Consider the following 26,056-nt stretch of genomic DNA (forward strand, 5'->3'; position numbering starts at 1 on the left):
AAACTAAATTTACAGGATCTTTACGATCGGATACCGCTAACAATGGTATCTTCACCTCCAAATCTGGGACAAGGCCAAATAAAAATCCGAAAATCTGTTTATCCAAGACCGCCGAACACCGCACAATGGAGGGTCAAAGCCAATGGCAAGAAGAGCGCTCATTATTCTTGAAGGACACCGAAGTATTGGTCGAATATATTTGAGAGAAGCACGACGACTTGGTCTTACTCCAATTACCATGTCGACTGACCCAACTGAGTACGACTATCTTGCGGCGGAAGAGACTGAGGCAATCCAAGTCGATACAGAGAATATCGATGCAATAGTCGATGAATGTTCCCACCTGCGTGGGAAGTATGACATCGCTGGCATTACCGGCTTTACGACTCTCGACGAGTCGATCTATGCGACAGTCGGCAAGCTTTGCCGGCATTTCGATCTACCGGGGCCGAACCCCACATCGATTGAACGATGTTGCGACAAATTCGCTCAACGTCAGCTTCTCGCGGAGACCGGAGTACCGATGCCAGATTATCGCTTGGCAACGAATGCAACGGACGTAGAAAGGTTTGCTGCGGAGATCGGCCTGCCGGTGGTTGTTAAGCCAGCCGTGGGTACCGGCAGCAGCGGTGTCCGATTGTGCCGCAATGTCGATGAATTGGCCGAACACACGACTTATCTATTGAGCAGGGGGCACATACGGAGGTCTTCGCCGAGGATACTGGTTGAAGAATTCGCACAGGGTCCATTTTATGGCGCTGACATAATGGGAAATGAAGTCATTGGGATTGGTACCGCTGAGTTTGCCGCCCCCCCCCACTTTATCTTTCGTGAGTGCACCTATCCAGCACCGCTAACTGACGCCGCGCATGAGCGTATCGCCGATGTTTCGCTAAGTTGTCTGCAAGCTCTCGGCCTTGGTTGGGGCCCAACGAGCATTGAGTTCCGGTGGACGAAGCGTGGTCCAGTTGTCATTGAAGTCAATCCACGTCTTTCGGGTGGGACCAATCCTCAAAGGGTTCAACTGGCTTACGGTGTCGATCTCATCGCCGAGCACATCAAGCTTGTAATCGGTGAGGAATGGAATTTGCGCAGAAGGCATGCAAACATTGCGGCCACACGGTATCTAATTCCTGACCGCGACGGCACCCTAGATTGGATCGATGGCCGCAGTCGGGCGGCTGCTGTACCAGGTGTCGCTGAGGTCAAATTGTATGTTGAGCCCAAGAAGACGATCGCTAGGAACGGCGATTACCTAGACGCGATCGGACATGTCATCGCAGCTTCAGCCAGCCTTGATCAGACCGCGGCGATACTTGAGCGCGCCGTCGACTTAATCAGTTGGTCGATTGCACCATTTCCGAGCGAACAGGAAGAACCAGCGTAACCGCGAAATTCGTCGCACCTTTTTGCATCGAGGGCGTTGGCATGAGTGTCCACTTAACGGAGGTGGACACCACGTGATTGAGAGCGGCGAACAGAAACTGGTGGTGAGGCGAATTTTGGGTCCCGGTAGGGACGACGGTTGCCCATCGCCCCCCGGCCAGATCCGTACGTGCGGCATTACCGCATGAAGCTGTCGAGCGTCTTTCCGGGTGGCAAATGGGCCTCGGCGAGGTGTCTTTCGATCCTGCGATGCGATCGTTCGGCCAGTTCATGCTCGGAGATGGCAGCGAGGAAGCGGGCGGCAGGCCATCCTTCACGATCGGCCTGCTCGGCAAATTGCTGCCAGAGCGTCTTGATCGTGGGCAGCCTCAGTTCGTTGAGCATGATGCCAAGCCGGGCTTCGTCGATTGTGTGGATGCTCTTCATGCGACCTCCTCCCGCGTAGGCTGTCCCGATCAAGGCTTCGTAGCCATTGAGCGATGCGAGTTGCACGTGAACGGTCGGCAACTTGTCTGGATCCGGGCCGAAGAGCGTTCTCAAGGCCGCTAGGTCGGGAAGTTTGCCGGCGTCGAGGGCTCTGGAAAGTGCTTCGGCCAACTCACGTTCGCATCCCCGATCGTGAGCCAGCGCCAGCAGTTCGACGGTGATCTTGCACGCCTGCCGCTCGGGCAGTTGCTCGACGAGCGCGTCGAAAGTCCTTCGATATTCCGGCCGGGGAAAGAGCTCAGAAAATCGCCGATCAGCAGTCCGAAAGATACGTGGGGTGGCCTACGCGCTTACAGAGATTCAGCAGTTGCGACAAATGTCACGTGTCAATTCACCCGATCGCCTTGTGCGAATGACTAAGCCACCTTGACTAACCGGATGCGATTAGACAACCACTCCCTGAGACACGATCCCGTATGGGCCAGCCTCTGGTTTCGAGGTGTCCGAATGCCGACAACTTCTGTCGGTTGTGATGGTTGCTACATAGGCTCGTTTGGGAGCCACTGACTTGGCTCACAGAGTAAACAACTGGAACCACTCAAAGATTCTTTTCTTCAGCTTCGATCAGCTAACTTGGCACAGTTCTTGATTTTCTTTCTTGCGAGGCGTTGCAAAGCCGCCAGTGCGGATGCTGCGCCAAGAAGTTTCTCAAGTGAGGAGATGAAGATGCGAGGTGCTAAGAGCCGTTCGTTTGGAAGCTTTTCTGAAATAGCAGAGTATTATCTGTCGTTCCCGCCCTATTCACGGCGAGTCCTTCAGGTGCTTCTTGACCAGGTAAAACATCTATCCGAGAGACCGATCTTCGGGGATATCGGCGCCGGTACAGGCCTAATGGCCTATGACTTAGCTGAAATGGGGCTTTCGGGCTACGCAGTCGAACCCGATAGTCAGATGATGGCTGTGGGCCAGAGGCTCAGTCCAACTTATCCGGCGGTATCTTGGGTTAATGCATCGGGAGAATGCACGGGCTTGGCCGATGCTTCGCTAGATTGGGTTTGTTACAGCACGTCGTTCCATTTGACAAACGCTAGCGAAGCGCTCCGTGAAAGCATGCGAATTTTACGGCCTCGTGGGTTCTTTACAATTGCAACCCTATTTGCAGATACTGAGACTGATCCCTTTCAACTTGAGATCGAAAATAGGATACGCGACATGGCACCGGCTGTACGACGGGCCATGACTCCACTAGTCGGTCAGATGGGGACCTACGAGGCGCTCCTCAACCAATATCCCGATCTGGGGAACTGCATTTTTATCGCTACGACCGAAGCGGTTTCCATGAGCGAGGAACGGTTCCTCAACTTTTGGTCTGGGAGACATGATATCCCAAGTCAGGTGTCGGAGGAGGTTTGGAACTCCATACTACAAATGATCGCGGAAACGTTCCGAAGGTGGCAGCCCGCCAGCCTGCGATTTCGCTCTTTGGCTTGGCATGCTCAACGCGGATGAGCGACTATCTGGAGTGTCAAGTTGCATATTCGAATTCTCTTCGCGCATCTCGTGCTTTTGCATTGAGAATGACCAGGAGTTTTCGGGCGAGTGCAATGCGGACGACCATTTTCGGTTTGCCTTGGCTCTGCAACCTTTGCTTGAAGGCAGCCAGATGCGGATCGTGTTTGGCTGCGATGGCGGCGACAAGGAACAGGATACCACGCGGTCCACGGCGTCCGCCACGCACCGGCCGGGGACCGCTGCGTTTGCCGCTGTCGTTGGCAATCGGCGCAAGGCCTGCCAGCTTGGCGATCGCCTTGTTGGAGATCCGGCCGATCTCGGGCAATTCGGCCATCAGCCGGGCAACGGTGCGGTCGGCCACGCCCTTGATCGAGCGAAAGGCCTGGTTGAGGCAGGCCCAGAGCGGATCGTCGTCGATCATCGAGGCAATCTCGCCTGCGAGCGTGCTGCTCTGGCGCTTCAGCAGCGCGATCACCTCGTCGAGGCTTGCCACGCTCTGTTGATCGCCGCGGACAGCACTTCTGCGCTGCCTCTGGACAGTCAGGTCGCTGGTGACCTGGGACAGCCGCGTCATCAGCGCCGACAGCCGCAGCTGCGCGGCTTTCGGCGGCGGCAGGGCAGCAAGCTGCCTGGTCTCGGCATAATGGGCGATCACCGCCGCATCGATGCGGTCGGTCTTTTCCAGAAAGCCCATGGCGTCGGCAAAGTGGCGCACCTGGCGCGGATTGGCCAAGGCGCAGGCGACCCCCAACTCCCACAACAACAGGAAGGCCGTCCGCTCGTAGCCGCCGGAAGCCTCCATGACGACGAGAGCGACATTCTCGGCCCGGCAGAGCGCAGCAAGCGCACCGATGCCGGCCGCATCAAGGACGCCCAGGCCTCGCTTGAGCACTACGTTTGGGAATGCGTTCCCGACCGGTATCCGGAAGGGTTGCCGCCGGAGGTGCTGAAGACGGTTCGCCATGAGCTCGATCTGATCAGGACGATGAAATATGCGCCCTATTTCCTGACCGTGTTCTCGATCGTGCGGTTCGCGCGAAGCCAGGGCATTCTCTGCCAGGGGCGCGGCTCGGCCGCAAACTCCGCCGTCTGCTATATCCTCGGCACTACCTCCATCGATCCCTCGACCAATGACCTCCTGTTCGAGCGCTTCGTCAGCCAGGAGCGTGACGAACCGCCCGACATCGACGTCGATTTTGAGCACGAAAGACGCGAGGAAGTCATCCAATGGATCTACAAGACGCTTCAAGGACAAGATGGTCTCCGGGATGGTGAAAAACGGTTACACGCCCGAGTTCGCCGAAAAGACTTTTAGCCAGCTCGAAGGGTTTGGCTCTTACGGTTTTCCGGAAAGCCACGCTGCCTCCTTTGCCCTGATCGCCTACGCGTCCAACTTCGTCAAATGCCACTATCCCAATGCCTTTTGCGCTGCGCTGATCAACAGCCAGCCGATGGGATTTTATGCGGTGGCCCAGATCGTCGGTGACGCCCGCAAACATAGGGTCGCGGACCGGCCGGTCTGCATCAACCGCGCTCTCGATGGGATTGCACGCCCGAGCGGATCGGCGAGACCGATCGTCATGCCGTTCGCCTCGGCATGCGGCAGGTGAGGGGAATGGCCGCAGTTGATGCAGCGAAGATCGTGCTCGCGCGAGGGCTCTGCGATTTCGAGTCCGTCGACGACATGTGGCGGCGGTCGAGCGTGCCGTCAGAGGCACTGGTCCAACTCGCCGAAGCCGACGCCTTTCTGCCGGCCCTCGGGCTTGAGCGCCGCGATGCGCTCTGGGCAATCAAGGCACTTCATGACGAACCGCTCCCGCTCTTTGCCGCCGCCGCCGATCGCGAGATGAAAACCATTGTCGAGCAGCAGGAGCCGGAGGTGGGCCTTCGCCAGATGACCGAGGGCCACAATGTGGTTCACGACTACAGCCATACGGGCTTGACGCTTCGCGAGCACCCGATCAGCTTTCTGCGCAAGGACCTTGCCGCGCGCAGCATCGTGACCTGCGAGGACGCGATGTCGGCGCGAGACGGCCGCTGGCTGATGACGGCCGGTCTTGTGCTCGTGCGCCAGAAGCCCGGTTCGGCCAAGGGCGTCATGTTCATCACCATCGAAGACGAAACCGGTCCGGCCAACATCGTCGTCTGGCCAAAACTCTTCGAGAAGCGCCGGCGTGTCGTGCTGGGGTCGAGCATGATGGCGATCAACGGACGGATCCAGCGCGAAGGGGCGGTGGTGCATCTGGTCGCCCAACAACTGTTTGACATCTCCGGCGATCTTTCCGGTCTGGCCGATCTCGACACCGACTTCAAGCTCTCAGCGGGGCGTGGCGACGAGTTTTCCAGAGGCGGCGGGCCGGATCCGCGCGACAAGCCGAAGCCGGTCGTGCAGGCTCGCGAGATCTATGTTCGGTTATGCCGAATTCGGCATAAAGGAATTCATCCCGAGCCCGACACTATGCCGAGCCCATTCCCTAAAGCCCGAGATTTCCGGTAATCCAGCATCGAAAGCTCGGCATAATATCCTGTCTCCGCAACACCCAAGATGACGACGGCGCTTCTCGATCGCCTGACCCACCATTGCGAGATCGTCGAGACCGGAAACGAACATCATGCCTCACGGGCGGACTTTTTCTTCCTTGGCATTGAACCGGATTTCTTCGTGCCGGATGTAGTTTTATTGAGGATGCTGCTGCGCGCCATTTCGGACTCTTGAATCGATTCGTCCGAATCCTGGGCGATACCGGGGCGGTTTGGAAGGCCCCACGATACAAGATTTCGACGCGCGTCAGATGTCTCCGGGGCGATCTCTTTGTGCAGGTGAGCGATCGAAAGCAATGCGATTATCGTCCGTGCATGTTTTCCATGGATGCGTCTCCTAGGGCCGTCATGGGTCATCGTCGGTGGCGGTTGCGGTTGCGAGGACGGACAATCCCATTGACATAAGGCCGAGCTCGATTTTCGAGGAGGAAACCGTGAAATCTAGGGGGGCGGAACCCAAATGTTTGAGAAAACGACCCCAACCTTCTGACTTGCTTGTCGAATCAATGCGACGATGGGTAGATGGCCCCAGAACATCGGGAGCATTGCATGGCCGACATATTCATCAGTCACGCCGTCGCCGACAAAGCGCTGGCGGATAAGTTCGTCGCGTTCTTGAAGGAGGCGATCGGGGTTCCGTCGGCGGCAATCTTCTGCTCGAGTGTGGACGGACACGGTATTCCGCTTGGGGTCGACTTCAACGAATATATGAAGAACGAAATCCAACACCCCAAAATAGTCATCCTGTTGATGACACCTCGCTACATGGAGAGCTGGTTCTGCCTGATGGAACTCGGAGCGACCTGGGCGATCGCGCATGACGCGATCCCGATTGTTGTCCCTCCTGTCCAATTCGATGCCGTCTCAGCCACTCTTGGGCTTAAGCAAGGGTGGAAGATCGACGATCACTCCAAGCTCATCGATCTCAAGAAGAAAATAACGGCGACCGGGATCAAGCTTGAAAAGCGGACCGAGCACGACTGGGACAGAAAGAAGACGTCCTGGCGCACCGATCTCCGCAGGCTCCTGAAAAGCATCGCCAAGCCCACCAGTGTCACTGCGGCCGAACATGACGCCCTCAAAAAGGAACTTGAGGAACTGCAGAAGCAATTCGACAATCTGGAAGAAGAGTACCAGGATGCAAGCGAAACAATCGAGGATCTGAAAGCGGCCAAGGATCCGGTGGCAGTAAAGGCCATTATGCAGAAAAAATCTGGATTCGAGGCTGAGACTCGGTTCGATGAGCTCCTCGGCGCCATTTCTGCCGCTCGCCCGAAGATTTCTATCTACTTCTATCGGAGCAACATCCTCATGGATCTCTATAACAAGGCTGCGCGAATCGATCCCCGGGACCAGAACCAACGGGACGACGTCGATGCCGCAATCCAGTACAAGTTGATGGATCCGGATATCCCACACGATCTGCTCTGGGGTGGCAACAAGCTCAAGAAAGTCGCAGCCGCTGTGAAGGCCCTTGATCATTTCTTGCAGAGCGACGAGGCCGAAGAGTTCGTGAAGGAATGCGAGGCGGACGGAAAATCCATGGACATCGACGATCTCGATTTCTGGGAAGAGCATCTGGTGTCCTGATCCGGAACTCGCGAGGAAATTGGGAGGGTCTACCAGCATGGGAAGCGTAAAAGAGCAGTGGCTGGAGACAAGGCCCGACCACGAGCTGACGTTCGCATGCCCAAAGTGCGGCTATCCATGCGCATCATGGGTTAGACCTCCGGATCTTTTGCATGAAACCGAGGACGAGGATCCCGACAATTTTGAGGTCGAGACCGTCGAGTGCATACGGTGCGACAGCACCTGGCGCGTCGAGATAACGCCCGGTCACGAAACTTATCGCATGACGATAGGGGGGAACCCGGATGAAGATGTCACGCTTCACCCGTTGGACATGTCCGACGACGAGCCGTACTGGGATGATCTGCCGGAACCAGAACCTCAGCCGCACGACATTTTTCAAGAGGCTCTGAGGGACTGGTGGTCACTGCTCGGCAAGATAGGAGATCAGACATCCGGTTCTGCCAGCGTGAATCGCATGCTTTTCGTGCAGCTCTTCTCGATCTTCGAAGCCTACCTCTCTGACGAGATAGTAGGCCTGACCATTCGTGACACCGCAGTTCAGAGATCAATCATTGCCGCGCTTCCGGCGCTCAACAAGCAGACAGTGTCGTTGTTGACTGTCGCAGAGAAGCCGAACTTGGTCCGTGACGAAGTCAGAGGTGCACTTCAACGAGTATCGTTTCACAACCTTCCAGTCGTCGACTCGATCTGCGGGAAAGCATTGAACATGCCTATACTGCCTCCCTCCAAGGAAGTGCGCGACATTCTTGGGGCCGCGGTGACAGCGCGTCACGATTGCGTTCACCGCAACGGCTACGACCTTGATGGAAAGCTTACGTCTATCATCACCGTCGAGTGGCTGATGTCGTTGTCGAAGCACTTCGAAGGCATGGCCAATACCCTTACCTTCCAGGTCATGAACATCGACACCGCCCGGCAAATAGACATGCTGGGTGCGCAATCAGAAGAATCTTGAATATCGCGGAGCGGTCGCGCCTTCATACTGACAACCGGGTCAAACCTTGAACCCTTCGATGTCGATCACCACGAAGACTACCGAAGCATGTTCCGCCGGGCATCAGCCTCCCGTCGAACCGCCGTCTTCGGCAAGCCTCGACGCACCGTCGGCTAGGCGATCGTCCTGGGGCGTCGAGGGAAACAAACCCTCGAAATCCAGCCGAGCAACACCGCCGGTCTGAAAAGACCTCCGGTCATGAAAGCCCGCGAGAGCCGTTGGAAGGCACCACGGAATCCGACTCCGTTTCAAATCGAGGCTAATGTAGGTGTTGCTGGCAAGTGTGTTTAAGCATGGAATGTCGGTGCTGATTGACAAAGGATAAGTCCGATACCTCCGGTCTGTTCTGGCAGTACATTGCCCGGAAAGCCGCCACAAATCCCTCGGGCACGGTGCTGCCTGGGTTTAGTTGCTCGGCAATTGATCAGGATGAATATGTCTACGACTGGAAGAAGACCAGATCGGACCATCTGCAATGCGAGTTCGTCGAGTTCAGTCCGATCTGAACCGAAGGGTCAGTGCACCGTCTCCGATGACGGTTCAGCCACCCGGGTGGCGGCCGCACCACCGCAGAGTTGTCAGGCCAGAGCAAGCCCATTGTGCGGGCTTGTCGCCCGAACGCACGACCCGAGATGAACATGGGCAAACGATTCGCCTCACGTAGTGGCCGAATTCAATGGCGGTGAAGACAAGGCGGTTCCGGTTCCTCCTCACTCGCCGAATTCCCTTCAGCTTATCATCGCTGCCAATCTTGGCTCGCTGTCCATCTCGCGCTACGGCTTATGCACGCAGTCGCTGGAAATTGTTGCAAAGGAAAGGCACGCAAATGGACGGGCTCGTTACATTCGAGATCGCGGGCGATGAGGGCATCTTCCGTCACGGCTACGCATATGGCGCGATTGTCGACGAACTGGATGCGGCGCTTGATCGTCGCGAGAGGGGAAATCTCTCTCAGGCCAAGTATCTTGCGGCCTTACGCGCCATCGTCGAACGCCATCCGCATTTCATCGATGGCCATGCCCATCTCGGATACGCTCTCCTGGAGCAGGGCAAGCCGACGGCTGCGTTGGAAGCCTGCCTGCGCGGCCTGCAATTGGGCGAGGACGCCATCCCCGGTGGCTTTGCAGGCACGATCGAATGGGGCTTTCTAGAGAACCGGCCGTTCCTGCGGGCCGCCCATGGTGCCATGCTTTGTCACCTTCATCTTGGCCAGCGCAAGGAGGCGCTGACACTGATGGAGAAGATGCTGTCATGGAATCCGAACGACAACCAGGGCATCCGCTTCCTGATCGGCTCGGAATATCTGCGCGCCGGCCAAACGGCGAAGGCGTCCCGCATCTTCAAGAAGGAGGCCGATCATTACCCGCCCTATCACTACGAAATGGGACTTCTCCACTTCCAGGCAAGCGATCTGATTGCCGCCGCCACCAGCCTCCGTCGCGGCTTGGTGGCAAACGGCTATGTTGCCGAAATATTGAGCGGAAACCCGGATCCGATGCCGCTTGCGATCTGGCACCAGTCAAACCTCGCGGAGCCAGAGGTTGCGCGGGACTATGCCGCGCAGTGCGCCGACCTGTGGCGAAAAACGGAGGGAGCCACTCTGTTCCTGCGCTGGCTCCATATGCATCCGAAGGTCATGGCGGAACGCGCGGCGGTGTTTGAGTGCATGGAAGCCTTGCTTTGGGAGCACGACGTCGACCGGCGCGGGATGCTGCTTGACCGGCAGGACGCGGCTGTCGCTGATATCGACGATCGGTTGTCGGCGGAGATCGTGGTTGAACGTGCCGACCGTCACGGTCGCTCCGTGTCGCCATGGCTTTATCCGCAAACACGACCGCGGTTCTGAAGGGATCGGGCCAAGCGCAGCGGCTCTTGCTGCTCTCGGCGAGGTCAAAGCGAGCGCAAGATCGGATCAGCGCGAACGCAATACTTGTCGCGCATATCCTTGATCGCATGCAACTCGTAAAGAGCCGGTGAACGCGCTTGTCTACGTGTCGCTTGAAGCGGTCTTGCGATGTCGTGCGCTGCGATCGAAACGGAGCCGTCGATCTCTCCCGCGGGATTGTTGCTGCCGCCATGCATGCCGCCGTCTCAGCGGAAAAACGCACCCTTTGGACTATGTCGACGGCAGGCGCGCCAGCATCTCTCTTAGCTGAGCATTCTCCGCTTGAAGGCGAGACCGCCACAAGGCCTTCAGGCGGCGGTTTTCTGTCTCCAGCGCTTCCAGGTCATCGGGCTTGGCTTTCCCTGTTTGCGCGGCTGGGTCGGACTTCGCCTTCGTCTTCCTCACGGGCCTTGCGACTTTCGAAGCCGCGCGGCGCCCGACGGGGACAGCGTGATCTGTCTCCCCTTGTGCGGACACTGGTACCGGCACCACCGGTGCGTCATCCGTATCCGCCGGTGGCTCTGCCGCGTCGGCCGGCGGTGTCGGCATTAGAACCGTCGCTGGGTCGCCGGAAAGCGCCGCAGCCGGTTGATCGACCGGCTTGTCGATCGTCTCAAGGATCCTGGCCGCTGGCGGGATCGGGACCAGCGGTGGCCGTTCCACTGCGCGCTCCGCGTCGGTTTCCCCGCCGGCGTTCGGCAGATCGGATTCCACCGCGCGAGCGATGGCCTTGAGATCGGCGTCACCCCAGATGGAGGTGCTTCCCCCTGTTGCCTGACGCCGGTTCGATTTGAATTCGACCACGAAGTTTCGTCGTGCTTTCATGCAAACATATATCCGCAGAAAAGGAAGTTGGTCCCCGACAAAGCGGGATCGGTCGGAGAGATAAACGAGAGTGCGCGTGTATGCAACGCGGGCGCCATGGCCCAGCTGTTCAATCCAGGCCAAGCCGCTTGCGAAGTTCGGCGTTTTCGGCGCGAAGCTTTTCCGCGAGCTGAACGCGCAGCCGCATGTTTTCTTCCTCGAGTGCGACCAGGTCCGCCAGCGTGTCAACGCTGGCTTCGGCTTTGGCTCTCGGCTCCTCCGCCGCTCCGGCGGCACGTTTCCACTGATAGAAGGTCTGCTCGGAAATACCCGCTTCCTTGATTGCCGCCTTCAGGGTCTCGCCTTCAGACGCACGTGTCTCGATTTGCGCGAGCTTTTCGGCCCGTTCGGTATCGGAATAGCGCCGTGATTTTGCTTTGCCGGAAGCGGGCTCCGCCTTCTTCGCCTTCGTTCGGAGAGTCCCGCTTTTCCCGTTCGCCGGGGATGTCCCCTTCTTGGGAGCAGGTGCAGTTGCATCGGTGTCGGTCACGGTCAAAGGCTGTGGCTGTTCGAGGTTTTCTTCGTCCGCCATGATAAGCTCTCGGTTGGCGACTTCTTTTCAATCGGTTGAAGCGGTGAGTCAACAGGTGGTGGCTGGATTGCGCATCGACAGGATCTGACCGACACCTGCAAGACTTGCCGAGTGGCGTCCCACGGAGGGGCTGATGCATGGTTTCGCAGAAGGTGTTTCGTGTTGATGGTGCGATGGGCCGGAGATGACGTAGAGCCCGAACGGGGTGTGCCGGCCCGTGCGAGAACATGCAGGCACGGCCACGCCGGCGATGACCTTTCTTCGAGGGGGCAAGGCAAAGATGGAGAGGACGATTGCGCGAGACACGGCCGCGAACCGCAACGGAAGTCTTTGACGCCCTCGAACCCGTCGACCCGAAGGAGATGATCGGGCTTTGGACGGGCAAGTCAGTTCCCTCCGGCCATCCCTTCGACGGGGTGCTCGAAAACCTCGGCTGGTTTGGAAAGCGGTTCACCGCCGACCTGCGCGCCGACGCGCTGTTGTTCCGCGCCGGCGGCCAGCGCCTGATCCCCGTCGACCCGGCCTGGATTCCGCTCGGGATGGCGCTGCGGTTCCATAGGCTCGGTCGAACCCGGGCCGCGGGCAATCTGTTCTCGTACCTTGTGGGCGGGCTGCGCGCGAAGGGACCGGTGGCATCCTTGCGAACCCTTCCGTTTCGCGGCGTTTCGAGCGCGGCGATGATCTATGACGCGCTGCCGATCACCGATCATTTCCGCAGGCTCGATCATGACCGGCTGATGGGGGCGATGACCATCACGAAGGATGAGCGGATCTATTTCTTTGAGCTCGAGAGGGTAGATGAAGCGCAAGATCTTTCGGCGACTTAGCCGCGGCTCCGGCGAAACCGAGCGCCCCTTGTAAAGGGCGCCGTGCGTTCACATCAATTGCCGACCGCCCGTCTTAGATGACCGCTTGTCGCGAGCCGACCATCGGCCGCGCGCAGTCGTCCGGGTTGAACAGGGCGCTCCCCGAAAGGGTCGAGCGCCCTGTTCGTTTAGCGGCGGTGGCTCGGGGCCCGCAGACTAAAGCCCGCCCATGCAGAGGTACTTCATCTCGAGATAGTCCTCGAGGCCGTGCCGAGATCCCTCGCGGCCGATGCCCGACTGCTTCACGCCGCCGAAGGGTGCGGCCTCGGATGACATGCGTCCGGTATTGATGCCGACCATGCCATATTCGAGGGCCTCGGCGACGCGCCAGACACGCTTGAGATTGGAGGCGTAGAAATAGGCCGCAAGGCCGTAGATCGTGTCGTTCGCCGCGCGGACCACCTCGTCGGGATCGTCGAAGCGAATGATCGGCGCCAGCGGCCCGAACGTCTCTTCCCGGGCGATCCGCATGGTCGCTGTCACCTCGGTGATCACCGTCGGCTCGAAGAATGTCCCGGATTGACCGATCCGGTTGCCGCCGCAACGGATGGTCCCACCCTTCTGCACGGCGTCGCCAACATGGGCTTCGATCTTCGCAAGAGCCCTCGCATCGATCAGCGGCCCGATCGCGACGTCGGCGTCAAAGCCGTCGCCGACGCGCAAGGCCCGCACCTTCTCGGCGAACTTATCGGCAAACTCGTCGTGCACACTGGAATGGACATAAAGCCGGTTGGCCGACACACAGGACTGGCCGGCATTGCGAAATTTTGCCTGGATCGCGCCGTCGACGGCCGCATCGACATCCGCGTCATCGAAGACGATGAAGGGCGCGTTGCCACCGAGTTCGAAGCTGACCTTCTTGATCTGGTCCGAACATTGCCGCATCAGCAGCCGGCCGACCTCCGTCGAACCGGTGAAGCTGATCTTGCGGACCTTGGGATTGCTGCAGAGTTCGCGGCCGACCGCGTCACCTTCCGAGGCATAGATCAGGTTGAGCACGCCGTCGGGAAAACCTGCCAGCCGGGCAAGGGCGAACATGGCGCCGGCGACGAGCGGCGTTTGCTCGGCGGGTTTGAGAACAACGGTACAGCCGGCGGCAAGCGTCGGCGAGATCTTGCGGGCAACCATCGACGCGGGAAAATTCCACGGCGTGATCGCACCGACCACGCCGATCGGCTGCTTGATCACCAGCATGCGGCGATCGTTGGACGGCGCCGGGATCGTCTCGCCATAGATGCGATTGGCTTCCTCGGCATACCATTGCAGATAGTCCGCGGCATGGGCGATTTCGGATTTCGCCTCGGTAAGCGGCTTGCCCATCTCGGCCGTGAGAATGGCGGCGAGATCGTCGCTGTGGTCGAGGATCAGCTGATGCCATCGCCACAAAGCATCGGAGCGCTCGCGAGCCGTGAGGCCCGCCCAGCGCTCTCTCGCGGCGTCAGCCCGATCGATGGCCACAGCGACATCCGCCGCCCCCATGTCCGGCAACTCTGCCAGTAGCTCGCCGGTCGAGGGATTGAAAACCGGGAAGCGCCTGGCGCCTTCTTTTGGGGTCAGGTCAGCGACGAATGCCAGGTCGGCAAACAGTTCGGGCCTGTTGAGATGCCTGGTCAGCGACTGCGAAAGCGTCAACGGTGATCCTCCTCGTGGTTTGAAACGTGCCGCAATCTATAGCCAGTCGTTCTCAAAACGGCAGCACCGGAGCGATCCTTTCCGATCGCTCCGGTCAGTGAACATGAATAGCTGACTGCCCGGCCGATCAGCCGACAGCGATGACCGCTTCGATCTCGACCTTGGCGCCCTTCGGCAGGGCCTTGACCTCGTAACAGGCGCGGGCGGGATATGGCGTCGTGAAGAAGCCGGCATAGACGCGGTTGACCTCCGCGAAATCGCCAAGGTCGGTCAAGAGCACCGTGGTCTTCACCGTCTTTGACAGCTCGGTGCCGGCTTCTCTTGCGATGGCGGCCATATTCTTGAGGCACTGCTCGGCCTGCTCGACGGCATTGGCGGAGTTGAATTCGCCGGTTGCGGGATCGATCGGCAATTGTCCGGAGACGAACAGGAGATTGCCGACCTTGATGGCCTGGGAGTAGGGGCCGACAGCGGCCGGTGCATCGGCAGTGGAAATAGCGGTGATCAATTCAGGTCCTCCTTGGTTGAAACTGTCGAGATGGTGTCAGGCGTAGCGGGCGACCGGCAGCTCAGTGGCGTCGATCTCCGGCTTGCGACCGCCGACGAGATCGCTGATCGCCCGGGCCGAGCCGGTGCTCATCGTCCAGCCAAGCGTGCCGTGGCCGGTGTTGAGATAGAGGCCGCCGATCTTCGTTGGGCCGATCACTGTCCCGTTGCCCCCGCAGCTGCAACGCCGTTGTTGGCGTGGGTTGCCAAAATCGTGCTGTTCATCTTCCACCTCGCTGGACCGGCGAAAGATATGCAATAATCAACGAAATCGTCTGCGAAACAGTGATTGAATCAATCAATAATAACTAAACTGTCGTACAACATGCGACATCTGTGGAGAATTATGCCATGACAGGCTTAGATGCCATCGACCGAAACATTCTGAGGCTGCTGCGCGTCGATGCCCGCATGAGCAATGCGAAGCTGGCAACCGAAGTGGGACTGTCGCCGTCCGCCTGCCTTAGGCGCATCAAGATCATGGAAAAGGCGGGAGTGATCCGGGGCTATACGGCGCTGGTCGACACCGTCAACGTGGAAGCGACGATCGCGGTGATCATCAACATCACGCTGGAGCGGCAGACGGAGGACTATCTTGACCGGTTCGAGGCTGCAGTCCGGAAATATCCCGAGATAAGGGAGTGCTACCTGATGACCGGTGGTTCCGATTACATGCTGCGCGTGGACGTCGCCAATGCCGGCGAGTTCGAGCGCATTCACAAGGAGGTTCTGTCGAAGCTGCCGGGTGTGCTGCGGATCCACTCCAGTTTTTCGATTCGGAATGTCCTGGGTTCACGGGTCAGAGGGAAAAACTGACTCAGTCTCACTTGTTAAATCCTTTCGAAGTAGTTGAGGGTTTCAATTCACGTTAGAAATCGTGGAAGAGCCTATGAAAAGGGCGTAGGGGTTAAAGGCTGACTTCGTGTTCCACATCTCGGCATGGTCCGACGGCTTGGTCCCGGCCTCGCGGCAGAAGTCCGCGTCGATTGTAATCGACCCATGATCGCCGTGGCATCTGTCAGCCGCAAATCATTCAGTTTTGCGCTAACGTCGCACAATAGGGCGGCGTCAGTCAGATGACATTGCCGAGTGGTAGCGAGCGATTTCCCTCAGTAGGGCAAGAGCCCGCGCTTCATAAGTCCTCATGCCACCGGCGCCGAGAACGATGGCCGCCACACGACCGGAGGCAGCAGAAGGACGCGAAAGTGTCCAGCGTCTGCTGCTCCTGCCTGGCGACATGGAAAAGAACCCCGGTCGACATTAAGCAGAAACTATTCATGAGCGAGGCTGAACACGCCCTGCTCGCTGGTCGACATGGTGCCGATCGTGTCAACGTGATAGCTGGCCGCAATCACCACGATCCGGGTGCGCGGCTCTGCCCAAGGGCATTATAGTTTCCGAGACTTCCCGGCACGATGCCTATCCTTTTCGATCAAGGAGATCGGTTTAGCCACTCTGCAACGCTCTTTTGCGCTACGCAACAGAGCTTCAACATCGATGTTCGCAATATAACCACTCAGGTTGCTGACCGTTTTCGCGTTGTCTCGAACGTGCCGATGAACCCTGATCTTCCTGCATTTACCGGGAACACAACAGGTCTCCTGCAGTCCGAACCGAATGATCGCTTTGTGTGATGTCAACATTCAGCTATTGGTGCATGAAATTGTAGGGGAGGATCTCAAATCTTTCCTATTTGCGACGCAATGTGTAGAGGTGATTGCAGCATGGACGAATCAAAAGGACGGGATTCCTTGAAATCGGCAACCTCAGATGTGATGCGAGACCAGGTCTATGAGCGGCTCGGCGAACTGATCCGGAGCGGCCAGTTCGCCCCAAGCGAAAAGATCACGATCAGGAACCTGGCTAAGGATTTCGAGGTGAGCCCCACGCCGGTTCGCGAGGCGCTGTACCGTCTTATATCCGAGGGCGTTCTGCATGGTGAAGCCAACCGGTCAGCCCTGATTCCGCTGCTGACGCGTGAACAAATCTGCGAACTGCGCGATATTCGGTTGCACATCGAATGCTTCGCAGCCGAACAGGCCGTGCAAAGAGGCGCACCCGAGCTTGCTGACAGACTACGTGCGATATCCGCCAAACTGAAGAAGGCGCGAGCCGATGGGGACCGGCGCGCCGACCTGGTCCTTGTATACAAATTTCAGTTCGAGCTTTATGACGAATGCAGAATGCCTACCCTCCTCAAAATCATCAATTCCCTTTGGCTCAAATCTGGGCCGTACCTGAACCTCTTATTTCCCCACTATGTTTCTTCTATATCAGCTGGCCGCGGAGACTGGAGGGAGAGGATCGCAGTGGGGGTTGAAAACCGGGATGCTGCCGTGGTTGCGGAGGAGGTCAGGCAAGATATCGATCAGTCTCTGTCGTACATTGCGGACATCATTGAAGCGGCCAACATGTTGAGACCGATGCGGGGGTGATATCTCGGCCAGGAGACTCACATATTCTGTCAACGTAGAGCAGTCTTCGAGGCTCTGAGTTTTGCAGCATCTGCTACAATACCAAACCGCCGAAACAGAGGCGTATGCTGCAACGATGCAGGTGCCTTGTTACCGGTGCTGAGGCGACCATAGCGGATGTAAATCCTATTTGCGCCTCCGAGCGATGTGGTTAACAATCGTGGGAGCGCCCCGAACCTTCGGGTTAGCTGGCCCGACCGGACAACTTAGCCTATGCCGGTTCAAGCGAGGTTGGCCCATTACGGCTAGCATAAGCCTAGCCGAAATGTAGCGCTTCGAACGCGCCATCTTTCCGCGACAAGCATGAGCCTGATGCCTTGTATGGGCAGACCCATTAAAACATGCAGTACAGCGCTTTCCGGACGTCGACTGGTGGAAACGAAGGTGGGCGCCCGGTCAACGCATCAACAGCAGTCTATTGTCCCTGATAGATTTGCTCGTGGCGCCGATTCCGGAGGCGTGATGGATGCACCATAAGACCCGCCCGCGAAGTCAATTCTCAGAAATCTGCTGATGCTCTTCCAATGGGCTTTGGGCGTTCGACTGGATCAATCGTGGTAGCGGAATGATCGTGAATTTCAAGCGCGGCCAAGGTGAGGTGTTTCACGCCGGGACGTGTGAACGGGTGGCTGGCCTTCTCAGGCAGGACACTATGGTCGAACGTGTTACGCGCAACGTGCTCAACCGGTACCCAGGCCATAGGTGACGGGGATTGAACTCTATGCGGAAAAGGTCGATGTCATTGGAGACACGGTTTCGGCCTTGTCAATGACGACTTGGAACGCATTGTCATTTCCATCGCCGCGGCCGCCTTCCACAAGACCTGAGCCCAACCGGCAAAGTCTCCGTCGGGGTCAAACGCACGGTTACGACCACGCTAGCGGCTAGCCATATAGCTCACGTTATTTCCGCCGCTGCTTTGCTGAAAGACTCAGCCAGATGAGCAAGGTCCCGCATTAGAGACACGGGACGTCGATGGCGCACAAAGATCTTACTGGGTGCCGTAAGACCCGATCGCCGAACGGTCATAGGATCGGTCTCCCGACTTTAGCTCATCAACGACCTCAGCGAGATCCGCGAGGTAAGTGTCGACCACTTCGCCGAATGCAAGACTGAGAATACCGAGATTAATCGCCGGCGGATTGGGGGATGGCGCAACGGTGTACCAGCCTTTGGAAGACAGACCTGCCGCGATGTCAGATACGTCTAGTGTTTTTGAACCGTAGCTCATGACGGTCAGTTCGGGCTTCCCATAAATGAAAAGCCCATCGATCTCTGGAATGAGCTTTATCAACTTGTCCCGCACCTGCCAGATCTGTTCGGCGATCTTCCTGTAGCCCTCGTTACCAAGAAAACGCATCACTGCCCACGACGCCGCAATGTTAGCGCCCGTACGAGTTCCTGCAAATGTATGTGTAAGGTATCGGCCCCGCGACCAATTATCGAAATCGAACACTTGGTATTTGCTATCCTCGGCATCTGAAAACGCGACGATGGATGCACCTTTTGGAGTAAATCCGTACTTGTGCAGGTCTGCCGAAATTGACTTCACGCCTTTGACCCTAAAATCCCACGGAGGAATTGGAAAACCATTCTGTTCCGCAAAAGGCGCCAAAAATCCTCCTACACAGGCGTCTGTATGAAACCAAATATTCCTCGACGCCGCGATCTCAGCAAGCTCATCGATCTGATCGAAAACGCCTACCGTAAACTGTGGAGCGGACCCCACCATGATGATGGTCTGTTCATCGATTGCGGCAACTAGGGCATCTATGTCGGTCTTAAAATCCGTTCTCGGCTCTATTCTGACAACCTCCAGACCCAGATACTTTGCGGCCTTGTCGAACGCCGGATGCGCGCTTTTCGAAATTACCATTTTGGGCTTGGTAACTTCGGGTCGATTGGCCTTCGCCCATTCACGAGCAGTCTTCATTGCGATGAAAATGCTTTCCGTACCCCCGGACGTGATACTGCCCGCCCCCCCGTTCGCGTGAAACAATGACAGAGCCCAGTCTACGACTTCGCTTTCGAATTTCCTTATGGACGGAAATGCGCCCAAACCGAGTGCGTTGGTGGCATGGAATTTTTCCAGCGCCATTTTGCCAATCCGGTCCACATCGTCGTTGGCGAAATGAACATAGAACCCCGGCAATCTCCCTCCGCGCCAGTCCACATCGCCTTTACGGGCGGCCTCCATCTCGAGCCAGATATCCGCTTCGGCCAAACCTTTTTCAGGGAATTGCATTTCCGTCTCCTCGTCAGCGCCATAATGTGATATCAGATGTAGCAGTACAGCATACTATTTTGCAACATATAAGATTACATCAAGCTCGATTTGCAGCGCAAAACCATCGCACGGCGACAATCGTCACGCCGCATCACGTGCTGAAGGACTGCCCATTCACCGTCGGGAAAATCGGATGCGACCCATTGAGCCAAGGCTGTGGTCATGGGGTGTTGATTCAAGCGCGGCCTATTTCAGTCGTTGACATCCTGGTCGCCATTAACCGCCTCCTGTAGAGCGTAACCTACGCCCAAGTCCTTCCTTTGTACCGCCGCTCCTAACAAAATCACCGCTGCCATCAAACACCGGCACCAAGCGCTAGACTCCATCAACTGGATCGGACCTAAAATTATCCGCTCCAAAGGTATAGCGGTTTGCCTTGCGGACAGAGCGGGTTTCCCACTTGGAGCTGGACTCGAAATGGAATAGTTGTTTATTGACTTTGTGATCGCAAATTGCCAATCTTGGATAAAGAATAACTCATTCTGAAGGATTTACGATGAGCGACCCTGAGAAACTACCGGGAATCGGGCACAATGTCGGCTCTTGGCCCCCGCGAACCATCTCCGGCACTGGCGCGGCATCCAAAAGTACGTGGGTCGAAATCCCTGATCGAAATGGCGCGCCTTCCGCATGGTGCTACGGCGACAAGCGGAGTTACCGTCCCGGCGAGACAGTCAGGTTATTTATTTCGGCGACCGTGTCGAAACTTGATATTGCCATCCGGCAGGAAGGCTTGAAACCGACACCCTTACACCATTGGTCGGGCCTGCGCGTGGAATTTCAGGAAGTTCCCGACCAAGCTTACATGAAAGGGTGTAGTTGGCGAGAAACAGTAGCGCTTGATCTGCCGGAGGATCTCGCCCCGGGGGCCTATATCATTGAGATGCGCGACCCTGAGGGGGACGACAACCATCCAGCGCTCGGCCATCACATTTTCTTCGTTCGCGCAAATCGGGCGGAAAACCGCGGCAACACGATTCTTCTAGTGGCGTCGACTGGCACGTGGTCCGCCTATAATGACTGGGGAGGGGCTTCACATTATCGCGGCCTCAACACCGATTATCCCCATGGGGGTGCCTGCCCTGTGCTTTCCGCCCAGCGGCCGTGGGCAAGGGGTCAGGTCTGGCTGCCGCCGAGTGCGCCGCGCCAGGTGCGCAAGACGCGGGCGCGACAGCCAATGCCTCCTGAGTACGACTCCAAGGATTGGGCCTTTGCAAATGGCTATGCCCGATATTATGCCTCAACTGGCTGGGCGTCCTATGAACGCCCGTTCCTGCTTTGGGCCGAGCGGGCGGGATATGATGTACATGTAATTGCTCAAGACGACTTGGATCTGCACCCGGACTGCGTGGACGGATATTCATGTATGGCCTTCATCGGCCATGATGAATACTGGTCAATGCCGATGCGGCGAACCGTGGATGCGTTCGTAGATCGCGGCGGGAAGGTCGCGCGTTTCGCAGGTAATTTTTTATGGCAAACAAGGCTCGGCGAGCAAGGCTCAACCCAGACATGCTATAAATATACGGCCAGAGATCTCGATCCCATTCGTCACGAGAATCCCAAACTTATGAGTGGTGCATGGGAAGATCCGTTGATCGGATATCCCGGCGCCCAGACTTTTGGCGTGAATGCACTCAGGGGCATGTATGCTGGCGTTTATCACGCTGCTCCGCGGTCGACGCGTGGGTTCAACGTCTTCAGGCACAAGCACTGGTCTTTGGAGGGAACCGGTCTTGGATATGCTGATACGTTTGGAGATGAGGCGAGTATCTTTGCGTTCGAAGTCGACGGCTTAGAATATGAGTTTAAAGAAGGCCTGCCTATACCTTTGGGCACGGATGGTGCCCCTGAGGGCCTCCAGATCATCGCAATGAACTGGGCAACCACTGGCGAATACGGGCTTCCCGAACATTCTTACTATCGGGCCTTGGAGGACTCGGATGCTCGTTTTGCCGCCTTGGTGCTTGGGGGCGATGAACGTCCTGAAACCGTCGAACGGTACTCTCGCGGTAGCGGCATGATGGTCTCATTCGAAAGAGGTGCAGGCGAGGTATTCTGTGCTGGAACCTGTGAATGGGTAAACGGACTGATCGAGCGCGATTTTTACACCGACCGTATTACGCGAAATGTGTTCAACAGATTTCTGGGATGCGATCTCTAGAGCAGCGTGCGGAAGTGGGCGCCGGTTTTTCGCAAATAACGCTGCGACCACTCTAGGGAGGTACTGCAACAGCGTTTGTACGAGTGTCGTGCCCGCGACTTTGCGGGCACTATCCCCTTTGTGCCGTCGAAATCGTGTCGAGCGCTCGATCCGGGCTGGAAACGCTAAATTGCCGTGAAACGGGAAGCTATCGTATGTCGGTCGGTGGTGTGACTGATGGGCGGAACGATTGATGGCGCCGAGGGGATCGCATATTCCGCCCAGCAACATTTTTCGCCGCGTCTGCCAGGTGGTAACTGTTGTGCAGCGTCCGGGCGATGCCTTGAATGCCGGTTGCCGGAAAGGTTGCTGGATCCGGGCACCTGTAATCTGTCTGACAGGTCATCACGCTGCTCGTGGATCGGCAGGGTATCGATGCCTGCGCGTAGGCCAATCGAGAACGGCTAGTTGAATTCCCGCAAGAGCAAGCTGAACTCACCGACGTACCCGAGATGAAACCTGACCCTAGGAGATCATTCGTGACTGCACTACCATCCGTCCTCGATCACATCGACACCGAATGCGACGCCGCAATCTCGCGCCTGTTCGGCCTTTTGCGGATTAAGTCGATTTCCACTGATCCGGCTTATAAAGCGGATTGCCGCGAGGCTGCGGAATGGCTGGTCAATGATCTCAATTCGATCGGCTTCAAAGCCAGCATACGCGACACCAAAGGACATCCGATGGTCGTAGCTCACCATGACGGCCCGGCCGAAGCCCCACATGTGCTTTTTTATGGCCACTATGACGTTCAGCCGGTCGATCCGCTCGAATTGTGGACACACGACCCGTTCGATCCTGCCGTGCGCGAGAGCGAGGATGGCCACCAGATTATCACAGGACGTGGCGCTTCCGATGACAAGGGGCAACTGATGACCTTTGTGGAAGCGTGCCGCGCTTACAAGGCCGTCGATGGGACGCTACCTTGTAAAGTCACGATCTTTTTCGAGGGAGAGGAGGAGTCTGGTTCGCCGTCGATGCAGGCTTTTCTAGAGGCCAATGCTGAGGAACTAAGGGCGGATTTCGCGCTGGTTTGCGATACCAGCCAGCGCGACGCGACGACGCCGGCGATCTGCGTCGCCATGCGCGGGCTAGTGGAAGAAGAGGTGACGATCCACGCTGCCAACCGGGATCTTCACTCGGGCATCTATGGCGGCGCGGCGGCGAACCCGATTCGCGTACTCGCGAAGATCCTTGCTGATATGCATGACGAGGATGGCCGCGTGACGGTTCCCGCTTTCTATGATGGCGTCGAGGAGACACCGAGCCAAATCTTGCATTCATGGGAGGTCCTTGGCGAGACGGCCGAGAGTTTCCTTGGACCGATCGGCCTGTCGGTGCCTTCTGGCGAGAAGAATCGCTCGATACTCGAACTGGTTTGGGCGCGTCCCACCGCCGAGTTCAACGGGTTTTCCGGCGGCTACACGGGTAAGGGCTTCAAGACCGTCATTCCGGCGCAGGCCTTTGCCAGGGTTTCGTTCCGTCTCGTTCACAAGCAGGATCCAGCCAAGATTAGGGCTGCTTTCCGAAAATTCGTTGAGGAGCGTCTGCCGGAAGACTGCAGAGTCGAATTCGAACAGTATGACGGCTCGCCCGCGGTTCAGCTTCCCTACGATGCCCCATTCCTGGCTGCCGCCAGATCAGCACTCGCAGACGAATGGGCAAAGGCGCCCATCATGAGGGCAGTAGGCGGCTCAATTCCCGTGGTTGGCGACTTCAAGACCCATCTGGGCATGGACTCGCTCCTGGTCGGCTTCGCACTCTCCGACGATCGTATCCACTCGCCCAACGAGAAGTACAATGTGGCGTCCTTCCATAAGGGTCAACGGTCCTGGGCCCGGATACTCGATGCGCTGGCAAGAAAATAGCATCGGCTAGCCAATCCGGGAAGGAAGCGGAGACCACTGTCCTGTGTTAGGCATTCCAGGCAGTCGGCCATGCCCGCCCCGCCTTCGTTGAACGCCCAACCGACTTGAGCTAGCCCATAATGCTTCCCTCCAATCCTGCCAGAAATTTGGACAATCAAAATCCGGGATCAAACACCTATCCCGGAACAATCCCGATGGCGGCCGTGGCACGCCGGGCAGAACGCTATGGACAAGACGGCCTCGTGAACCAAACGGCTCGTTTGCAACATCCCGTCTGCATCCGCGTTGGCCCGATACAGTGCCATTCCACCCAAGGGTCGTCGATCATCTATTTCGTTGACATGTCTTAAATCGCCTAATATGGTATTTCAAACTAGAAAATATACAATCACACAATTGCAATGCGGCGGGCAGAGAGAGGCTGGCTGGAAGTGCATCGCTATGTGTACGGAAGTCGGAGGGGGCTTGCGGTCGGGGCAGTGTCCGAACCGGATTTCGGAACGGCCGGCTGCTGTCGTGTCAGCAAGGGAGGTATACTTATGACGAAGAATGGCCGTAACGGCGATTCACATAGTGGTATGAACCGCCGTTCGCTGCTTCAGTCAGCGGCCGCCTTGATGAGCGTTCCGCTCATCGCTAAAGCTACGGCGGCCTGGGCGCAGGAAAAGCTCGCCGGCGAGGGCGAAGTTATTGCCTTCAGTTGGGGTGGGTCCTACACTGATGGCCTTCGCAAATATGTTTATGAACCATTCACGGAGGCAACCGGCATCAAGGTGGTCGACGTGATCGCCGATGAGGCCGAGCCCCAGATCACGGCGATGAAGCAGGCTGGCCGCATCGATTGGGATCTCGCCCACATAACGACGCGGTTTTATCCGGAAATGCATGAAGCGGGGATGTTCGTTCCGATCGATTACAGTCTATGGGACCAGGAGGCCATCGACGGCACGCCGCAAAACTTCCGTCTTGAAGACGCTGTCGGGATTATTCAGTTCGCTTACGTGCTGGGTTACGATCAACGCGCCTTTCCGCAGGGTGGTCCGCAGAATTGGGTGGACTTCTGGGATGTCGAAAAGTTTCCTGGCGCGCGCGGGTTAGAGGCTAACGATGCGAGGCATAACATCGTGGCTGCACTCGTCGCCGACGGTGTTGCCCCCAAAGATGTCTGGCCGCTCACCGATGACAAGCTCGATCGCGCATTCAAGAAGCTCGACGAGATCAAGCCGTATGTGGCCAAGTGGTGGGTCGCTGGTGGAGAGGCGCCTCAACTGCTGATCAACCAGGAATATGCGATGACGCTCGCGCCTGACGGCCGATTGGCGACCGCGATCCAGCGGAATGCGCCGATCGAAATTGCTTGGGAGGGTGGCTACGTGAACCACGTTTACCAATCGATCCTGAATGGTGGACCCAACCCGATGAACGCACAAAAGCTGCTCGCCTTCATGAATCGCGCGCAGATTTCGGCCGGGTTCACGCAGGGCACAGGCTATCCCGGGCCGAACGCGAATGCGCTCAAGTACCTGCCGACCGAAGTCGCCGCGCTGAGCAACGCAAATCCCGAAAACGCTTCCAAGCTCATCAGGGAGGACTCCAGTTGGCTCGCGGCGAAACGCCCGGACGGCAAGAGCAATATTGATTACATAGCAGAGCGGTGGCTGGCGTGGCGGACGCAATGAGGTCCGTAACAACCATCGGTCGCTGGCGTTCTCTGTGACGTCGCAGCCGGGCACGCCCCACAGCGTGGTCCTGCCCGGTAGTGTATTTCTTGTCGCGCTCTTCGTCGTCCTGCTGGTGAAACTGCCCGCATGTTCGACGTTTCTGTGGTGGCAAATGGAACCATTGAGCGAATGAATGGGCTGCGGAAGGTCGAAACACATCCGCGGCCAAAACCGCCATGACCGCCGCGCCGCACGCTGGTCGTTCTGATAAATGCGGCTGCATTCCCGGCAAGTTAAACACACCGAGGCGAATGGCGATACCAGAAGCCATCAGGCGCGCTCGAGCGTTTCCTGCACGATGGACGCAAATGCTTCCTTCTACGCGCCATACCGACTGCGCGCCAACGAGATCCCGCGTGGAAAGGTCCGAGGCCGCATAACGCGGAACGACGTCCCGATGGCGGCCGCGGCACGCCAGGCAGAGCGCTATGGACAAGACGGCCTCGTGAGCCAGAACTCACTCGCAGCATCCGCCTGCATCGGGTTTCGACGCCGAAAAATATTATCTCCCAGCTAATCGTGGAGCATTCATGGCAGTTGACATGTCTTAACTCGGCAAATATGACATTCCAAATCAGCCATTATGAGATCACATAGTCGCAAATGACGAGGATGGGGAGAGTTTCGCTGAAGGCGCGTCGCGGATGGGCTCGGAGATCAGCGCGCGTTTAAGGGTTGAAGCAGAGTTGCACCGAATCTCGGATGCCGTGACGGATGCAGACGTTT

At 57.6% G+C, this 26,056-nt stretch carries 17 protein-coding genes and 6 pseudogenes; 14 read left to right on the top strand and 9 right to left on the bottom strand.

Annotated features, from left to right (window positions below):
- The first annotated feature begins 142 nt into the window (after positions 1-142).
- Complete coding sequence (locus tag V8P77_RS12275) at positions 143-1,387, top strand: ATP-grasp domain-containing protein (RefSeq protein WP_264396701.1); 1,245 nt, start codon at positions 143-145, stop codon at positions 1,385-1,387.
- Between the two features lie 185 nt (positions 1,388-1,572).
- Here V8P77_RS12275 and V8P77_RS12280 read toward each other — a convergent pair.
- Both V8P77_RS12280 and V8P77_RS12285 read right to left on the bottom strand, forming a co-directional pair.
- Positions 1,573-1,812, bottom strand: a pseudogene (locus V8P77_RS12280) (ATP-binding protein); the annotation flags it as partial.
- Between the two features lie 12 nt (positions 1,813-1,824).
- Positions 1,825-2,112 (bottom strand): annotated as a pseudogene (locus V8P77_RS12285) (IS21 family transposase); the annotation flags it as partial.
- Between the two features lie 426 nt (positions 2,113-2,538).
- Between V8P77_RS12285 and V8P77_RS12290 the strand changes: the two are divergent.
- Positions 2,539-3,321, top strand: coding sequence for a class I SAM-dependent methyltransferase (locus V8P77_RS12290; RefSeq protein ID WP_264396699.1), 783 nt, complete (start codon positions 2,539-2,541; stop codon positions 3,319-3,321).
- Positions 3,322-3,337: 16 nt separating this feature from the next.
- Here the strand turns inward: V8P77_RS12290 and V8P77_RS12295 are convergent.
- Positions 3,338-4,180 (bottom strand): annotated as a pseudogene (locus V8P77_RS12295) (IS110 family RNA-guided transposase); the annotation flags it as partial.
- 9 nt (positions 4,181-4,189) lie between these two features.
- Here V8P77_RS12295 and V8P77_RS12300 point away from each other — a divergent pair.
- The 6 genes and pseudogenes from V8P77_RS12300 to V8P77_RS12325 all read left to right on the top strand — a co-directional run.
- Positions 4,190-5,821 (top strand): annotated as a pseudogene (locus tag V8P77_RS12300) (helix-hairpin-helix domain-containing protein); the annotation flags it as partial.
- A gap of 45 nt (positions 5,822-5,866) precedes the next feature.
- Positions 5,867-6,040: pseudogene (locus V8P77_RS12305) on the top strand (ATP-binding protein); the annotation flags it as partial.
- A 374-nt stretch (positions 6,041-6,414) separates the two neighbouring features.
- Positions 6,415-7,455 carry a toll/interleukin-1 receptor domain-containing protein gene (locus tag V8P77_RS12310; protein ID WP_264396698.1) on the top strand — a complete coding sequence of 347 codons (1,041 nt, stop codon included), beginning with the start codon at positions 6,415-6,417 and terminating at the stop codon, positions 7,453-7,455.
- 37 nt (positions 7,456-7,492) lie between these two features.
- Positions 7,493-8,413: a hypothetical protein gene (locus tag V8P77_RS12315; RefSeq protein WP_264396697.1), complete on the top strand. Its 921-nt coding sequence runs from the start codon at positions 7,493-7,495 to the stop codon at positions 8,411-8,413.
- A gap of 350 nt (positions 8,414-8,763) precedes the next feature.
- Entirely contained in the window at positions 8,764-8,958 is a 195-nt protein-coding gene (locus V8P77_RS12320) for a hypothetical protein (protein ID WP_264396696.1), read from the top strand.
- A gap of 320 nt (positions 8,959-9,278) precedes the next feature.
- The gene (locus tag V8P77_RS12325; protein ID WP_335912931.1) at positions 9,279-10,298 is read left to right on the top strand and encodes a tetratricopeptide repeat protein; all 1,020 of its coding nucleotides are present in this window, start codon (positions 9,279-9,281) and stop codon (positions 10,296-10,298) included.
- A 270-nt stretch (positions 10,299-10,568) separates the two neighbouring features.
- Here V8P77_RS12325 and V8P77_RS12330 read toward each other — a convergent pair whose 3' ends face one another.
- Both V8P77_RS12330 and V8P77_RS12335 read right to left on the bottom strand, forming a co-directional pair.
- Complete coding sequence (locus V8P77_RS12330; protein WP_335912932.1) at positions 10,569-11,141, bottom strand: hypothetical protein; 573 nt, start codon at positions 11,139-11,141, stop codon at positions 10,569-10,571.
- Positions 11,142-11,271: 130 nt separating this feature from the next.
- Positions 11,272-11,733 (bottom strand): transposase, encoded by a 462-nt coding sequence (locus tag V8P77_RS12335; RefSeq protein WP_264396693.1) that lies wholly within the window; start codon positions 11,731-11,733, stop codon positions 11,272-11,274.
- 362 nt (positions 11,734-12,095) lie between these two features.
- Here V8P77_RS12335 and V8P77_RS12340 point away from each other — a divergent pair, with 362 nt between their 5' ends.
- Complete coding sequence (locus V8P77_RS12340) at positions 12,096-12,560, top strand: DUF4334 domain-containing protein (RefSeq protein WP_264396767.1); 465 nt, start codon at positions 12,096-12,098, stop codon at positions 12,558-12,560.
- 195 nt (positions 12,561-12,755) lie between these two features.
- Here the strand turns inward: V8P77_RS12340 and V8P77_RS12345 are convergent, their stop codons facing one another.
- From V8P77_RS12345 to V8P77_RS12355, 3 genes and pseudogenes are all read right to left on the bottom strand, one after another.
- Complete coding sequence (locus tag V8P77_RS12345) at positions 12,756-14,231, bottom strand: NAD-dependent succinate-semialdehyde dehydrogenase (RefSeq protein WP_373694584.1); 1,476 nt, start codon at positions 14,229-14,231, stop codon at positions 12,756-12,758.
- A 127-nt stretch (positions 14,232-14,358) separates the two neighbouring features.
- Positions 14,359-14,739, bottom strand: a complete 381-nt coding sequence (locus V8P77_RS12350; protein WP_264396692.1) for a RidA family protein — start codon at positions 14,737-14,739, stop codon at positions 14,359-14,361.
- A 36-nt stretch (positions 14,740-14,775) separates the two neighbouring features.
- Positions 14,776-14,937, bottom strand: a pseudogene (locus V8P77_RS12355) (D-amino acid dehydrogenase); the annotation flags it as partial.
- A 191-nt stretch (positions 14,938-15,128) separates the two neighbouring features.
- Between V8P77_RS12355 and V8P77_RS12360 the strand changes: the two are divergent.
- Together V8P77_RS12360 and V8P77_RS12365 are read left to right on the top strand one after the other, a co-directional pair.
- Complete coding sequence (locus V8P77_RS12360; RefSeq protein ID WP_264396691.1) at positions 15,129-15,593, top strand: Lrp/AsnC family transcriptional regulator; 465 nt, start codon at positions 15,129-15,131, stop codon at positions 15,591-15,593.
- Between the two features lie 908 nt (positions 15,594-16,501).
- Positions 16,502-17,212, top strand: coding sequence for a GntR family transcriptional regulator (locus V8P77_RS12365; protein ID WP_264396690.1), 711 nt, complete (start codon positions 16,502-16,504; stop codon positions 17,210-17,212).
- 1,030 nt (positions 17,213-18,242) lie between these two features.
- Here the strand turns inward: V8P77_RS12365 and V8P77_RS12370 are convergent.
- Positions 18,243-19,496 carry a pyridoxal phosphate-dependent decarboxylase family protein gene (locus V8P77_RS12370; protein WP_264396689.1) on the bottom strand — a complete coding sequence of 418 codons (1,254 nt, stop codon included), beginning with the start codon at positions 19,494-19,496 and terminating at the stop codon, positions 18,243-18,245.
- A 538-nt stretch (positions 19,497-20,034) separates the two neighbouring features.
- Here V8P77_RS12370 and V8P77_RS12375 point away from each other — a divergent pair.
- The 3 genes from V8P77_RS12375 to V8P77_RS12385 all read left to right on the top strand — a co-directional run bounded on the left by V8P77_RS12375 (position 20,035) and on the right by V8P77_RS12385 (position 25,288).
- A complete protein-coding gene (locus V8P77_RS12375) occupies positions 20,035-21,702 on the top strand; it encodes a N,N-dimethylformamidase beta subunit family domain-containing protein (protein WP_264396688.1) in 1,668 nt (555 codons plus the stop codon).
- A 491-nt stretch (positions 21,703-22,193) separates the two neighbouring features.
- Positions 22,194-23,609: a M20/M25/M40 family metallo-hydrolase gene (locus V8P77_RS12380; protein ID WP_373694585.1), complete on the top strand. Its 1,416-nt coding sequence runs from the start codon at positions 22,194-22,196 to the stop codon at positions 23,607-23,609.
- A 539-nt stretch (positions 23,610-24,148) separates the two neighbouring features.
- Positions 24,149-25,288 (top strand): ABC transporter substrate-binding protein, encoded by a 1,140-nt coding sequence (locus V8P77_RS12385; protein ID WP_264396686.1) that lies wholly within the window; start codon positions 24,149-24,151, stop codon positions 25,286-25,288.
- Positions 25,289-26,056 lie beyond the last annotated feature (768 nt).

It is taken from the genome of Rhizobium aouanii (genome assembly GCF_037002925.1).
Taxonomy (GTDB): Bacteria; Pseudomonadota; Alphaproteobacteria; order Rhizobiales; family Rhizobiaceae; genus Rhizobium; species Rhizobium aouanii.